11 protein-coding genes are annotated in these 13,618 nt (G+C 73.3%); 7 read left to right on the forward strand and 4 right to left on the reverse strand.

Going from position 1 to position 13,618, the window contains the following annotated elements; all coding sequences use genetic code 11:
• Positions 1 to 13: 13 nt before the first annotated feature.
• On the forward strand, positions 14 to 1,051 hold the full coding sequence (locus AB852_RS10225) for a PHP domain-containing protein (protein ID WP_073787642.1): 1,038 nt from the start codon (positions 14 to 16) through the stop codon (positions 1,049 to 1,051).
• Between the two features lie 214 nt (positions 1,052 to 1,265).
• The gene (locus AB852_RS10230) at positions 1,266 to 2,300 is read left to right on the forward strand and encodes a glutathione S-transferase family protein (RefSeq protein WP_073786260.1); all 1,035 of its coding nucleotides are present in this window, start codon (positions 1,266 to 1,268) and stop codon (positions 2,298 to 2,300) included.
• Positions 2,301 to 2,331: 31 nt separating this feature from the next.
• Here AB852_RS10230 and AB852_RS10235 read toward each other — a convergent pair whose 3' ends face one another.
• Both AB852_RS10235 and AB852_RS10240 read right to left on the reverse strand, forming a co-directional pair.
• Positions 2,332 to 3,102 carry a hypothetical protein gene (locus AB852_RS10235; protein ID WP_073786261.1) on the reverse strand — a complete coding sequence of 257 codons (771 nt, stop codon included), beginning with the start codon at positions 3,100 to 3,102 and terminating at the stop codon, positions 2,332 to 2,334.
• 89 nt (positions 3,103 to 3,191) lie between these two features.
• Positions 3,192 to 4,007, reverse strand: a complete 816-nt coding sequence (locus AB852_RS10240) for a VOC family protein (protein ID WP_073786262.1) — start codon at positions 4,005 to 4,007, stop codon at positions 3,192 to 3,194.
• Positions 4,008 to 4,633: 626 nt separating this feature from the next.
• Here AB852_RS10240 and AB852_RS10245 point away from each other — a divergent pair.
• The gene (locus tag AB852_RS10245) at positions 4,634 to 5,596 is read left to right on the forward strand and encodes a pentapeptide repeat-containing protein (RefSeq protein WP_079184484.1); all 963 of its coding nucleotides are present in this window, start codon (positions 4,634 to 4,636) and stop codon (positions 5,594 to 5,596) included.
• A gap of 320 nt (positions 5,597 to 5,916) precedes the next feature.
• Here AB852_RS10245 and AB852_RS10250 read toward each other — a convergent pair whose 3' ends face one another.
• Both AB852_RS10250 and AB852_RS10255 read right to left on the reverse strand, forming a co-directional pair.
• The gene (locus tag AB852_RS10250; RefSeq protein WP_079184485.1) at positions 5,917 to 6,258 is read right to left on the reverse strand and encodes a DUF6479 family protein; all 342 of its coding nucleotides are present in this window, start codon (positions 6,256 to 6,258) and stop codon (positions 5,917 to 5,919) included.
• Between the two features lie 278 nt (positions 6,259 to 6,536).
• Positions 6,537 to 8,798, reverse strand: a complete 2,262-nt coding sequence (locus AB852_RS10255) for a LuxR C-terminal-related transcriptional regulator (protein ID WP_143201208.1) — start codon at positions 8,796 to 8,798, stop codon at positions 6,537 to 6,539.
• 274 nt (positions 8,799 to 9,072) lie between these two features.
• On the opposite strand from AB852_RS10255, the gene AB852_RS10260 reads away from it, so the two are divergent.
• From AB852_RS10260 to AB852_RS10275, 4 genes are all read left to right on the forward strand, one after another.
• Positions 9,073 to 9,912 (forward strand): class I SAM-dependent methyltransferase, encoded by an 840-nt coding sequence (locus AB852_RS10260; RefSeq protein WP_073786265.1) that lies wholly within the window; start codon positions 9,073 to 9,075, stop codon positions 9,910 to 9,912.
• Positions 9,912 to 10,943, forward strand: a complete 1,032-nt coding sequence (gene egtD, locus AB852_RS10265; RefSeq protein ID WP_073786266.1) for an L-histidine N(alpha)-methyltransferase — start codon at positions 9,912 to 9,914, stop codon at positions 10,941 to 10,943. Before AB852_RS10260 ends, egtD begins: the two co-directional genes overlap by 1 nt.
• Positions 10,944 to 11,300: 357 nt before the next feature.
• Positions 11,301 to 11,990 (forward strand): hypothetical protein, encoded by a 690-nt coding sequence (locus AB852_RS10270; RefSeq protein WP_073786267.1) that lies wholly within the window; start codon positions 11,301 to 11,303, stop codon positions 11,988 to 11,990.
• Positions 11,991 to 12,403: 413 nt separating this feature from the next.
• Positions 12,404 to 13,492: an NAD(P)/FAD-dependent oxidoreductase gene (locus AB852_RS10275; protein ID WP_073786268.1), complete on the forward strand. Its 1,089-nt coding sequence runs from the start codon at positions 12,404 to 12,406 to the stop codon at positions 13,490 to 13,492.
• Positions 13,493 to 13,618 lie beyond the last annotated feature (126 nt).

The raw sequence follows: 13,618 nt of genomic DNA on the forward strand, positions 1-13,618 counted from the left end.
GGTGGAGGTGGCGATGGAGCCGGTGGCGGCGCTGGAACGGATCGCGTTCCTGCTGGAGCGGTCGCTCGCACCGCCGTACCGGGTGCGTGCCTTCCGTACGGCGGCCTCGGTGGTGGCGGGAATGCCGCCGGAGGAGGTCGGGCGGCGGGCGGCGGCGGGCTCGCTGGAGAAGGTCAAGGGCATCGGTCCCAAGACCGCGAAGGTGGTCCACGAGGCGCTGGAGGGGCGGGTACCGGAGTACCTGGCGACGGTGGAACGGGAGGCCGGGGGTCCGCTCACCGAGGGCGGGCAGGAGCTGCGGCGGCTGCTGCGCGGGGACTGTCACACGCATTCCGACTGGTCGGACGGCGGCAGCCCGGTCGAGGAGATGGCCCGTACGGCCGCCCGGCTCGGGCACGAGTGGACGGTACTGACGGATCACTCGCCCCGGCTGAAGGTGGCCCGGGGACTGTCGGCCGAGCGGCTGGCGGAACAGCTCGCCCTGGTCGACGCGCTCGCCCCCGGGCTGACGCCGTTCCGGCTGCTCAAGGGCATCGAGTGCGACATCCTCGACGACGGCTCGCTCGACCAGGAGCCGGAGCTGCTGGACCGGCTCGATCTGATCGTGGTGTCGGTGCACTCGAAACTGCGGATGGACGCGGGCGCGATGACCCGCCGGATGGTCGCGGCTGTGCGTGATCCCCGTTCCGATGTCCTCGGGCACTGCACCGGCAGGCTGCGGGGCGATCCGGGGCGGCCCGAGTCCTCGTTCGACGCGGACGAGGTGTTCGCGGCCTGTGCGGAGACCGGGACGGCCGTCGAGATCAACTGCCGTCCCGAGCGCCTCGACCCGCCGCTGCGGCTGCTGCGGCGGGCGGTCGACGCCGGGGTGCTGTTCGCCCTCGACACCGATGCCCACGCGCCGGGCCAGCTCGACTGGCAGCCGTACGGCTGTGCCCGCGCCGAGGAGTGCGGGGTGCCGCCGGAGCGGATCGTCACCACCTGGTCGGCCGAGGAACTGCTGGCCTGGACCGCGACCCGCCGCACCCCCGTGCGCGCGGGCGCGGGCTGAGGAACGGGCCGGGGCCGGGTGGCGCATCGTCCGGTACGGGTCGGGAATACGCGGGAAAGGACCGGAGCTGACCGGGAAGCACCGGATCGTCCCGTGGCGGGCCCGGACGGTACGGACGAGCAGAGCGAAACACAGCGGACAACACCACAGCACCCAGTGGACACCGGGACCCGTGCGGGAGACGGACGGGCACCGGACAGAGAGGGGAATTCCGATGAGCCCGAGCGACGACGGCAACGCGGCGTACGGCAAGAAGAGGTTCAAGCGCTCGCGCAGTCACTTCGCGGACCGGATCACCGCCGACGGGCGGGACGGCTGGCCGGTGGAGGCGGGCCGGTACCGGCTGGTGGTGAGCCGCGCGTGTCCCTGGGCGAACCGGACGATGATCTCCCGGCGGCTGCTCGGTCTGGAGGACGCCGTGTCGCTGGCGATCACCGACCCGATCCAGGACGACCGCAGCTGGCGGTTCACCCTCGATCCCGACGACCGGGACCCGGTGCTCGGCATCAAGTACCTGAGCGAGGCGTACGACGCGCGGGAGACCGGATACCCCGGCGGGGTCAGCGTCCCGGCCGTGGTGGACGTACCGAGCGGCAAGCTCGTGACGAACGACTTCCAGCAGATCACCCTCGACTTCGCCACCGAGTGGACGGCGCTGCACCGCGAGGGCGCGCCCGACCTGTATCCCGAGGCACGCCGGGACGAGATCGACACGGTGATGGAGGGCATCTACCGGGATGTCAACAACGGTGTGTACCGCTCCGGTTTCGCGACCGGCCAGGAGGAGTACGAGACGGCGGTGCGGGGACTGTTCCGGCGGCTGGACGAGGTCACCGAACGGCTCGTCGGGCAGCGGTACCTGGTCGGCGACACCCTCACCGAGGCGGACATCCGGCTGTTCACCACGCTGGTGCGGTTCGACCCCGTCTACCACGGCCACTTCAAGTGCAATCTGTGGAAGATCACCGAGAACCCGGTGCTCTGGGGTTACGTCCGTGATCTCTACCAGACGCCCGGGTTCGGTGACACGGTCGACTTCGACCACATCAAGCGGCACTACTACCAGGTCCACACGGGCGTGAACCCGAGCGGGATCGTCCCGGTGGGACCGGATCTGTCGCAGTGGCTGACCCCGCACGGCCGCGAGGCGCTCGGCGGCCGTCCCTTCGGTGACGGGACCCCGCCGGGCCCGGTGCCGCGCGGCGAGGAGGTCCCGGCGACGGGGCGTCCGCCCGTACCGGCCGGCTGAGCGCGCGGCCCGGCCCTGTGGCGCCCCGGTGTCACGGGGCCTGTTTCGGCGGGAGCGCCGGGACGGGGGTGGGGCGTCCGCCGATGAAGTAGTTGACCCTGCGGCGCAGCCCGTTCCAGCGGCGGTCGTGGTGGTAGGCCCTCGTCCAGGCGCGGGCGCGGGCCCGGGGCCGTTCGCGGTACAGGCGCCGGGCCCACCAGGAGGCGGGGCGGGCCAGCCGGACGGCGCCGACCAGGGCGACGAAGGGGACCAGCACCCCGATGACCGCGATCCTGGCCTTGCCCTTCAGCAGGGCCAGGACGGACATCAGCAGGTTCCCCACGACGGTCGCGACGACGTTGGCGCGCCCCTGGACATCGGCGTCGGAGAGTCCGTCCACCCCGAACGGCGCGAAGCCGCACAACAGGAGCAGCGCGAGCGCCACGGTGATCATGACGGCCTCGACGCTCTTGGTGCCCTCCTGGGTCCAGTACACATCGCTGAGGTAGAGGACCAGCGCGAACTCGTCCAGCACCAGGCCCGTGCCCGCCCCGAACAGGACGGCCGCGATTCCCGAGCCGACGCCGTGCCGGGCCCCGGCGAGCAGCAGGAATCCGCCGACGACCATCAGGATGATGCCGGGCACCACATGGTGGACGTGCATCCCGCCCGGGGTGACGTTGCGGAAGGGGCCCTTCCCGGCGCGGATCATCCGGGTCACGACCCGGGTGACGGCGAACGCGACCACGAACGACACCAGCGCGAGCAGCAGCGGGAGCTTCCCCGGTTCCACGATGTTGCGGTACCACCAGCCGCTGTCCATCCGCCCATCGTCGCCCCGTCATGGGGGGCCGGACCCCTGGGGCGAAGCCGGACGGGTGAGTGCGGTCGCCGGACGCCCCCTCGGGCGGCTCAGCGGCGCGGGACGTCGGAGGTGAGGGTGAACAGTCCGCCGTCGGGGTCGCGCAGGGTCACCTCGGGGCCGTACGGGGTCGTCTCCCGGGAGACCTCGGCGCCGCCGTGCCCGACGGCCGCCCGGGCGCCGTGCTCGACATCCGGCACCGGGAAGTACACCTGCCAGTGGGGGCGGATGGTGGGGTCGACGGCCGCTTCCACCGCTCCGGAGCTGAGGCGGGCGACGACATGACCGCCGCTGCGCAGCACCACCTCGTCGTCCTCGTAGTCGACCTCGCAGCAGCCGGGGCGCTCGGAGGCCCATTCGAGGACCTCGCCGTAGAAGATCGCCGCGTCGAACGCGTTGCGGGTGCGCAGCCGCAGCCAGGCGGGGGCGTCCTTGTGCCAGACGTCCCAGCCCGAGTACAGCTGTCCCTCCCAGATCCCGAACACGGCGCCGTCCCGGTCGGCGGCGAGGACCCCGCGCCCGCCGGCCAGCGCCAGCGGGCCCACGGCGACCGTGCCGCTGCGTTCGCGGATACGGGCGGCGGTGGCGTCCGCGTCACCCACCGCGAAGTAGGGGGTCCAGGCGACCGCCATCCGCAGGGTCCGCGCGAGTGCGCCGATCCCGGCGACGGGCACCCCGTCCGAGAGCGCGACGGAGAACTCGTCGCCCAGGCGGCCCTTGCGGAAGGTCCAGCCGAGGACATGACCGTAGAAGTCCTGGGCGGCGCCCAGGTCGCGTGCCATGAGGCTCACCCAGCACGGGGCACCGAAGACGGTGTCGGTGGTGAGGGGCTGTGCGGCGCTCGCCGCCGGGGTTTCCTTGTCCATCGCAGGCAGTGTCCCGCTCGCAGGAGGGCGCCGCCGACAGCGGCCGGAACCGGGCCCGTCGTGGTTGACGGCCGTCCGCCCCCCGCCGGGTCCGCCAGGACCCGGGGGGCTGCGTCCCAGACTGCCAGCGTTCACACCCGTCCGCAGGGCGGGCGCCACCCGCGCGACCTGCGGACCCGGTCCTTCCCCAGGCCCGGGGCGCGCGGCGGGCCCTCGGGCGGCCCCGGGTGGCGGGGGCCGTTCGGGTGCCCCGGCATGTCGTCAACATGGCGCGAACACGGAAACCCGTTCGGGGACGAGGGGCGCGTGCGGGACAATGAGGCGGGCCCGACCGGCCGTCCTCGCCCCGACGGCGGTTGTTCCCTTCCGGTCCCAGGAAAGTGGGTTTCGTGTCGCCCCAGCGGGATGCAGTCCCGGCCGAGGACCCACAGGACCCACAGGACCCACGTGCCGGGACCGGTGCCGGCCAGTCCCCCGGTCCCGGTCCCGGTCCGGGTCCTCGGACGGCTGTCGGTCCGGGCTCCCCCACCGTCGCGGGGCCCACGGCTGCGGTCGCGGGGCCCACTGCTGCCGCCGGGGGGCCCGCGGCGCGGGACGCCCGCGCCCGGCCCTCGGTCGCTCTGCCGATGCCCGTGCTCCGCTCCCCCGGGCCGGTGTCCGACACAGCGGTCGGCGCCGGGGCCGACGCGGCGCCCGAGGTCCGGGCGGACTGCTCCCGGTGCTTCGGGCTGTGCTGTGTGGCGCTGCCCTTCGCCCGCTCGGCGGACTTCGCGGTGGACAAGCCGGCGGGAACCCCCTGCGGCAATCTGCGGCCGGACTCCCGGTGCGGCATCCATGACCGGCTGCGCGACCGCGGTTTCACGGGCTGCACGGTCTTCGACTGCTTCGGCGCCGGACAGCAGGTGTCCCAGGTGACGTTCGGCGGACGGGACTGGCGGGGCGACCCCGGTATCGCGGGGCCGATGTTCGCGGTGTTCCCGGTGATGCGGCAGCTGCACGAACTGCTGCGGTACCTCGGTGACGCCCTGGCCCGGCCGGAGGCGGCACCCGTCCACGCCGAACTGCGGGTCGCGGCCGGTGAGCTCTCCGCGCTGACCCGCGCCGACGCGGACACCCTGACCGGACTGGACGTGCCGCCGCTGCGGCGGACGGTGAGTGATCTGCTGCTGCGCGCGAGCGAGCTGGTCCGGGCCGGGAGCCGGGGCCGCGAACTGCGGGGCGCCGACCTGTTCGGGGCCCGGCTGCGGGGCGCGGCACTGGGCGGGGCGAGCCTGCGCGGCGCGCTGCTGGTCGCGGCGGACCTGTCGGGTGCGGATCTGCGCCGCGCCGATGTGATCGGTGCGGATCTGCGGGACGCGGATCTGAGCGGGGCGGACCTGACCGGGTGTCTGTTCCTCACCCAGGCGCAGCTCGACGGGGCGCGGGGCGACTCCGCGACCGTCCTGCCGGACGGGTTCACACGGCCCGCCCACTGGTCGGAAGCCGACGGGTCCCGTGCGTCCCGTGCGGCGTCCGACCGGTCCCGGCCGCGGGGCGGGCGGGACCGGCGCGGGGGCCGGGGGCGGCGGGGTTCCCGGAAGGCGGGCTGAGGTTTCCGGCTCCTGGCGTTGCTCGGCAGTGCCGGTTGCCTGTAGGTGTTCCGCCCTGGCGTTGCTGGGGCTGTGCGGGTTGCGCTTGCGCGTTCCGCCCTCTGGCGTCGCCCGGCTGTGCGGGTTGTCCGTGGGGTTCTGCCCCTTGGCGTTGCTGGGGCAGTGCGGGTTGTCCGTGGGGCGCAGTTCCCCGCGCCCCTGGGTTGCTCCCTGTGGGCGTACCTGTTGTGTGCGGGTACTTACATGGGTGCGTGGGTGGCCGGTGGGCTCGCTTGACCGGTGCGCAAGCCGGATGGTTGCGCACCGGTTCCGCTCCGGAGTCAGTGGGCTCCGCCGCCTCCGCCTCCGAAGGAGCCGCTGTGACCTGGGGTCCAGCGCCTTCGGCGCTGGTCCTCGCTGCGTTTGTTGGGGAGGTTGCCGTGGAGCTGGTACGGGTTGAGGCCGCCCTGTTTGTCGAGCGGGAGCTCGTCCGGCTCGCGGCGCTCGCTGACCTCATGGACGGCGCCGCCCTCGGGAAGGTGCGGCTGTTCGTCGGCGCTCGGGGGGCCTGGTTCCCTGCTGCGTACCCCGATGCCGAGCCAGACTATCCAGATCAGGGCCCCGACGATGACCGCCCCGACCAGCAGGGGGATCAGGATGAGGGCTCCGTCGGGGGCTGCCATAAAGACAGTGTTTGGGGTCATATGACTGGAATACCCGTTCCCAGGGCCACCAGTCCTCCGATGTCCGACTATCGCGACGAGAAGCCCCCACGGTCACGGCGCGACCGCACTCAGTAGCGCCGAGCGCACAGGTCCCGCACCTGTTTCATGGGAGAAAGCCGGCTCGCCCGGCCGACCCGGACACACCGCGACCATGAAGACGAGCCCGCCGCGGACCGAGGTGCGGCTTACCGGGCCCTCCCCGCACCCCCGCGGTGCGGGGGTCACGCGTTGCTCACTCACCTGTCCGCCGCAGGCGGCTCCGCGGCGAGTCGCCCGGCCAGTTCCGTGCGTCTGCGCACGCCCAGCTTGCGGAAGCTGTTCGTCAGATGGGTCTCCACGGTGCGCAGCGCCACCCGCAGCAACCTCGCGATCTCGGGGTTGGAGTGGCCATGCGCGGCGAGCCCGCAGACTCGCAGCTCGGCGGCGGTGAGGGCCCGGGCACCGGTCCGAGGGGCGGTGATCCGGCGTGCTCCGGCGGCGGCGAGCAGGTCGGCGACCACGCCGCGCGATCGCTCGGCACACATCCGCTCGGCATGCTGGGCGGCCTCGCGCAGCACCTGGCGGGCGGCGGTGGGACGGCCTGCCTCGGTCAGCATCCGTCCGTGGGCGACGAGCGCGGAGAGCAGTTCAGGGGTGGTGGCGGTGTTACGCAGGAGGCCCACCGCCTGCTCGACGGCGGCCAGACCAGCCCGGCCGCCGGTCGCTGTGCCGAACGCCCGCATGGCCCGCCCGATACAACGGGGGGTGCCCCAGTGCCGGGCCGCTTCCAGTTCCTCGGAAGCGAGGGTGATGGCTGGGCCGGTTCGGCCGAGGAGCAGCTGGCAGTCCGCGGCGGCGGACCGCCACGGAGTGACGATCGGGCTGATCACCTGCCGTTCGCTCTGCCGGCGCCCGCACTCCAGCAGGTCCTCGAGGGCGGCGGCCGGGGAGCCCTCGACAAGACTCAGCAGCCCTCGGGCGTATAAGAGTTCGTTCCACTCCCAGGATCCTCGGGACGCCTCGGCGGTGACCGAATCGGCCAGTCGACGGGCCTCGGTGGCGCGACCCGTCTCGGTGAGCGCGATGACGGCCTGCGCGACCAGATGAGCGTTGGGGTGGCCGCCGGGGGCGCGGCGCGTCGACGGCTCGATCAGGATGCCCCAGTCTCCGCACGCCTCCAGCAGTTCGTGGTACCGGCCGCGCATCACCAGGGTCTCGGCACGCACACTCAGCAGGCTCTGATAGCCGGGGTCGGCCGACGGGCCGGGGTGTCCGGTGATGCCGTTCGCCACCAAGCGGTCGGCGAGCGCGAGTTCGTCGGCCCACTGGGCGAGTGTGGCGGCCGAGGCCAGCACGTAGGTCCGGGAGAACGGCTCCAGCGGTTTCGCTGTCACCTCGCGGGCCACCTCGGCGGCCTGCGCCGCGGACAGCCGTCCGCTGGTGGAGTCGAATTCGGCGAGCAGCGCGCTGACGGCCGGTGCCGGACGCTGGGAGGTGCGGGCGGCCAGCCCGCGCAGTCGGCCCACCGTTTCCAGCCAGCTGTGCCCGTCGTGCGAGGCGATCAGCGCCGCGGCGCCCTGTACGGCACGGGCGAGTTCCGGGTGGTCGGTGAACCGCTCCGAGAGTTCCTCCATGACATCCAAGGCGATCGAGGTCTGGCCCCGGGCCGCGAGCGTCGCGCCCAGCGCGTTCGCCGCCTTGAAGACCCCCGCGTCGGACTGCTCTTCCAGCCGTATCGATTCGGCGAGGTGCCGTACGCCCGAGGCCCGGTGCTCCGGACCCAACGTCACCTCCAGACAGCCCAGTTCGGTCAGCGCGCCACCGCGCCGACCGGGCGGCAGCGGCTCCGCCAGCGCCCGGCGCAGGATGTCCACGGCCTGTCCCGGTCGCCCTTTGCGGCGGGCGGTGTGGGCGGCGGACAGCAGCGTCTCGGTGGCCCAGCCGGGCCCGCTCCCTCCCGCCGCCACCAGATGCGCGGCCACCTCCTCGTCCGGTGCGCCTCGGTGATGCAGCAGTTCGGCGGTGGCCCGGTGCGTCCCGGCCGGGTCGAGCGGCGAGCACCAGGTCGGCAACTCCCGGCCGGGCGAGCCGAGTTCCGTCCCGCCTCCGGCCGACTCCTCCGTCGGCGATCCCCACGCGATCTCCCAGCGGTTGCCCTCGGGGTCGGCGATACAGGCCGACCGGCCCCCCGAGGGGCGATCCGCTGGAGCGGCCACGGCGGCGGCGCCCACGTTCACCGCGGCCGCGAAGACGGCATCCACCTGCCGGGAGCTGTCCACGGCACAGGTCAGTGTGACGCCGGACCAGCCCGGCACCGCCCCTGGTTCACCAGGGGCGCCGCTCGTCACTTCGGCCATCGGGCGCAGCGCCAGCAACACCCCACCGAGCAGGAAACCGGACGGGCCGTCCGCTCCGGGTGGCAGCTCCGTCCATCCCAGTCTGCGGTAGAACCCACGCAGCCTCGGCATGTTCCACGCACCGAGCGTGATGACAGAGAGACGGGGAGGCAGCTTGTTCATGATCAAAAGCTTGCCGCCCCGGTACACCGGCCGACAACAAAGCGAACGCGTCAGTGGCTGAGAGTGCCACCGTACGAGGCCACCCGGTTGCTCGGGAGCGACCGGCGTACTCCCGCGGAAAGGCCGCGGTCCGCACCGAACTCGTGGTGTTCCACGATGGTCGGCCGGAAACCCGCACGGCAGGCTGGTTCCTGATCGACGACCGGTGCGCCGCGGCCCCTCGACCTGGCCGATCGGCGCCGGACCGCATCGCGGCACGTACCGAAGGAGCCTTGTGCAGACCATCAATTCCACCGCGGGGTGGACAGCGGCGGCCAGAGAGCTGGAGAACGCGCGGGAGGACCGGTTCCTGGCGGATCCGCTCACCCTGTGCACGGAGGCGGAACGCCGTCAGTGGCACGACGTGGTGGTGTCCGTGCTCGGATACTCACCCCCGGTCGTGTCCGTACGTGCCCGGCTGGGCGACGAAGTGGTGCGGGCGGCCGCCGCCGACGGCATACGTCAGGTCGTCTCGCTGGCCGCCGGCCTGGAGTCACGGGTCTTCCGGCTCGACCTGCCGGCGGACCTGCTGTACATGGAGGTCGACCTGCCCGCGCTGCTGGAGGCGAGGAGCGAGCGTCTGGCCCGGGCCGGGCGGTCCTTACGCCCGACCTGCCGCCGCGCCGAGGTCTCCGCAGACCTGAGCAAGGACTGGAACGGCCCGCTCGAAGACGCCGGATTCGACCCACGGGCCCGCACGATGTGGGTGGTCGAAGGGCTGCTGCCCTACCTGGAAGCCGATGTCTGCCGCACGCTGCTGCGTACCGTACGGGACCTGTCGGCCCCCGGGAGCCGGTTGTGGTGCGACCACATCCACCCCGACGTGCTCACCGCCGAGCACTACGCGCCGGTCCTCGAACGCCTTGAGGAACTCGGGGTCCTGTGGGCGAGCAGCTGGCCGGATCCCGTGGCACAGCTCAAGGCCGGCGGCTGGGAGGCCGGTGCCTGGACGGTCAAGGATCTGGCGTACCCCCGGCCCGGTAATCCTCCGGCGGTGTGGATGCCACCGGTCCCCGCCAGGGCGGACACCTCCGACTCCGGATACCACTGGCTGATCTCGGCGCGCACCGACTGATGGCGTCCTCGGTTGCCCCACGCAGCGGGAACAGGCCGCAGGCCACCGGTGCGCCGGCCCGCCCCGAAACGACGACGACCCAGCACCACGAGCTGCTGTCCGGACTGACCGCCCGGCCCAAGCACCTTGCCACCAAATGGCTTTACGACGCCTGTGGCAGCGCGCTCTACACGGACATCACCCGGCAGCCCGAGTACTACATCGACGACGCCGAACGTGAGATCATCGGCCGGCGCGGCGCCGAGATCGCCGCGCTGACACGTGCCCGGGTCCTGGTGGACCTCGGTGCCGGTTCCGGCCGCAAGACCCGCCTGCTCATCGATGCCCTCCTCAGCACAGGCTCGCTGGAGCAGTACGTGCCCGTCGATGTCAGCGGCGCCGCGCTGCGGACCGCGGCGCGAGCCCTGGGCTCCGACTATCCAGGTTTGCGGATCCTGCCGTACGCCGGTGAATTCACCGACCCGCTCGGCCTGGATCCACAGGACGCCCCCGTCCTGCTGACCTTCTTCGGCGCCACCTTCGGGAACCTCCGTCCCCCGGAGCGGCGAAGGTTCCTGGCCGCCCTCCGGGCTCGGATGCGCCCCGGCGACGGGCTGCTCCTGGGCACCGACCTGGTCAAGGACGTGGCCACCATGACGGCCGCGTACGACGATCGCGCCGGGGTGACCGCGGCCTTCGTCAAGAACGGTCTGACCGTGCTCAACAGGGAACTCGGCGCCACCTTCCGCCCGGGCGACTTCAGTCACCGCGCCACCTGGAACCCCCGCCTGGAGCGCGTGGAGAACACCCTGGAGGCCCGGCACGCACACCGCGTCGGCCTCACCGCGCTGGGCCGCAGCATCTCCTTCGACCGCGGGGAGCCGCTGTACGTGGGGGTATCGGCCAAGTTCCGTGAGCAAGGTGTCCGTGACGAAGCCGCGGCCACGGGTCTACGGGTGAGCCACTGGTGGACCGACACCGCCCGGCGCTACGCCGTGTCCCTGATCACGGTCGCCGGCCACGCCACCGCCCACGGCACGCATCCGCACTGAGACAGCTGCGGTGCCGTTTCGCCGGGGAGCCGCAGGGGCGGCCGGGGGCTGACTGGGTGTTCGGTCCTGAGCGGGATCGGACACCCGCCGCAGGGCACCGCGCGTCACGAACACCCGCGGCGGGCGGCCCGTGCCCGTCCGAGCCCGTCCCGCAGGTCGCACGCCCCGGAATCCGCACCCCGGGCCGGGGCGTGCCGCCACCGGGATTCCTCCGTCCGGCGCGGTACTCCGCCCGGATGGCCCCCGCCGGGCGGCGCCGGGCCCGCGCGGCTCCTAGCGTCCAAGCCAGCAGGGACCTGCGCGACAAGCGACTGCTCCGCGACGGCCCCCGGGCACGCGGAGGACGGGAGTGGTGAGATGCGGGCGATCGTACGGGCCTCGGGTGCCGTGAGCGCGGCGGTGGCCCTGGCAGCGGCCGGCGTTCCGGCGGCCGTGGCCGAGGAGGGCGCACCCTCGCAGGAACAGCCGCCGGCTTGGGAGGTGGGGGTCTCGCCCGGCACGGTCCGGCCGGGGGAGACGGTGACCCTGTCCTCCAAGGGGTGTCAGGTGCCCGCGGTGGCCGTGGACTCGGGGATCTTCGACGCGGTGGAGCTGGACGAGGGGCGTTCGGCACCGGCCGAGGTCTTCCCGGACGCGCTGCCCGGTGCCGCGCACGAGGTGACCTTCACCTGCGACGGCCAGGCGAAACGCGTCAAGGTCACCGTCGCGGAGGCCGGGGACGGCCCCGTGGCCGAGGACCGGGAGCGGGAGGACGACGGGACGGAGCGGCTGCGCCCCGGGGAGCACGAGCCGGTGGAGCACCCGCCGGAACGGGAACATCCGCAGGAGCGCGAACCGGCGCACGAGCCCGAGCGGGTCCATCCCGAGGGGCACGAACCGCAGCCGCCGGGCGGGCACCGTGAGGAGCAGCCGGAGCGGAAGGGGGTCCGGGCCGGGAGCGGCGGGGACCTCGGCGAACCGGGCCCGGTCCAGCTCGTGCTCGGCGGCGCGCTGATCGCGGGTGCGCTGGGCGGCGCGGGGTACTTCCTGTGGCGCCGCCGCGCCTGACCCACGCCTGACCTGCGGCTGACCTGCGGCTGACCCCCGTCTGACCTGCGGCTGACCCGCGCATGCCGGACCGACCGTCTGGCGCACACCCGACCGCCTCACCCGTGCCCGGCCCGACGGCACCCGCCCGGTCACCGGCGTCCCCGGATTCCGCGTACCGCGGGCCCGGGGACGCGGGCATTCCCCTGGGCCCCGTCGGACCCCTTCCGGTCCCGGTGCGGCCCCGTGCGGCACCGAGCGGCCCCGTGCGGCCCCGGGTGCGACCGATGGCAGCACCTCCGGAATAAAAATCAACGTCCGTACAGTTTTCCGGATGCCGTAGGACAGGCCCCCTGACCCTGAGCGCACGTGCCCCCGCACGGCGGCCCGGCGGACCCCCGACCGGCATCCCTCATATCTGTACTGGAGACACCATGCCCCCCAGAGTCGTGATCATCGGTGGCGGATACGGCGGCAGCGCCGCGGCCAAGGCACTCGACGACGTCGCCGAAGTGACGCTCGTGGAACCCAAGGACGCCTTCCTGCACAACGTCGGCGCCCTGCGGGCCGCGGTCGACGCCGACTTCGCGCCGCGGATCTTCCTGCCGTACGACAAGCTGCTCAGCAGGGGCCGTGTGCTGCGCGACCGAGCCGTCCAGGTCGAGCCGGGAACGGTGACCCTCGCCTCGGGCGCGACGCTGGACACCGACTACCTCGTCCTGGCCACCGGCTCCGGCTACCCTTTCCCCGCCAAGAGCGACCTGGACGACTCCGCCGCCTCCCTGGCGAAGTTCGGCGCCACCCGCGAGCAGCTCACGGAGGCGGACCGGGTGCTGCTCCTCGGGGCGGGCCCGGTGGGACTGGAGTTCGCGGGGGAGATCAAGGCGCGGTGGCCGCGGAAGCAGGTCGTCCTCATCGATCCGTCGCCGGGCATCCTGAGCGGCTACTCGGAGCCGTTCCGCGCGGAGATCCTGCGTCAGCTGGACGGCCTCGGCGTCGAGCTGCTGCTCGGTGACTCGCTGGCCCAGGACCCGCCGACGGAGGTCGGTACGGCGGGCGCGTTCACCGTCACCACCCGGGCGGGCACCGAGGTGAGCGCCGGGCTGTGGTTCCGCACCCATGGGGTCACCCCGGCCACCGGTTATCTCACCGGGGCGCTCGCCGGTGCCCGGCTGAGCGGCGGGCAGGTGGCGGTGGGCCCCACCCTCCAGGTGAAGGGCCAGAGCACGGTCTTCGCGCTCGGTGACATCACCGACGTGGCCGAGCCCAAGCGCGCCGGGGCCGCGATGCGGCACGCCGAGGTGATCGCGGAGAACATCACCTCCCTGATCGGGGGCGGGACGGAGCTGGGCCGCTACGAGCCCGGGCCCGCCGCCCTCCTGCTGCCGCTCGGCCCGCACGGCGGCGCGACGGAGCTGCCCGGCGGACAGTTGCTCGGCCCCGGGACGACCTCCGAGTACAAGGGCGCCGATCTGATGGTCGGCCGCTTCTCCGAGACCTTCGGCCTCACCGGGAAGGACTGAGCGGGGCCGCCCCGAAGAGGCATCCTCACCACGGACGGCCCCGCCCCCGCAGATCGTGCGGGGCGGGGCCGTTCGTCCTGTGCGGCGGGCAGCGGCCGCACAGGAGTCCCGGACCGCGGCGGGCCA

This window comes from Streptomyces uncialis, assembly GCF_001905345.1.
Lineage (GTDB): Bacteria > Actinomycetota > Actinomycetes > Streptomycetales > Streptomycetaceae > Streptomyces > Streptomyces uncialis.

Excerpts from the sequence above, each read along its gene's own strand:
- AB852_RS10225 (WP_073787642.1), top strand. The coding sequence starts at position 14 with ATGGAGCCGGTGGCGGCGCTGGAACGGATCGCGTTCCTGCTGGAGCGG.
- AB852_RS10230 (WP_073786260.1), top strand. The coding sequence starts at position 1,266 with ATGAGCCCGAGCGACGACGGCAACGCGGCGTACGGCAAGAAGAGGTTC.
- AB852_RS10235 (WP_073786261.1), bottom strand. The coding sequence starts at position 3,102 with ATGGACAGCGGCTGGTGGTACCGCAACATCGTGGAACCGGGGAAGCTC.
- AB852_RS10240 (WP_073786262.1), bottom strand. The coding sequence starts at position 4,007 with ATGGACAAGGAAACCCCGGCGGCGAGCGCCGCACAGCCCCTCACCACC.
- AB852_RS10245 (WP_079184484.1), top strand. The coding sequence starts at position 4,634 with ATGCCCGTGCTCCGCTCCCCCGGGCCGGTGTCCGACACAGCGGTCGGC.
- AB852_RS10250 (WP_079184485.1), bottom strand. The coding sequence starts at position 6,258 with ATGGCAGCCCCCGACGGAGCCCTCATCCTGATCCCCCTGCTGGTCGGG.
- AB852_RS10255 (WP_143201208.1), bottom strand. The coding sequence starts at position 8,798 with ATGAACAAGCTGCCTCCCCGTCTCTCTGTCATCACGCTCGGTGCGTGG.
- egtD (WP_073786266.1), top strand. The coding sequence starts at position 9,912 with ATGGCGTCCTCGGTTGCCCCACGCAGCGGGAACAGGCCGCAGGCCACC.
- AB852_RS10270 (WP_073786267.1), top strand. The coding sequence starts at position 11,301 with ATGCGGGCGATCGTACGGGCCTCGGGTGCCGTGAGCGCGGCGGTGGCC.
- AB852_RS10275 (WP_073786268.1), top strand. The coding sequence starts at position 12,404 with ATGCCCCCCAGAGTCGTGATCATCGGTGGCGGATACGGCGGCAGCGCC.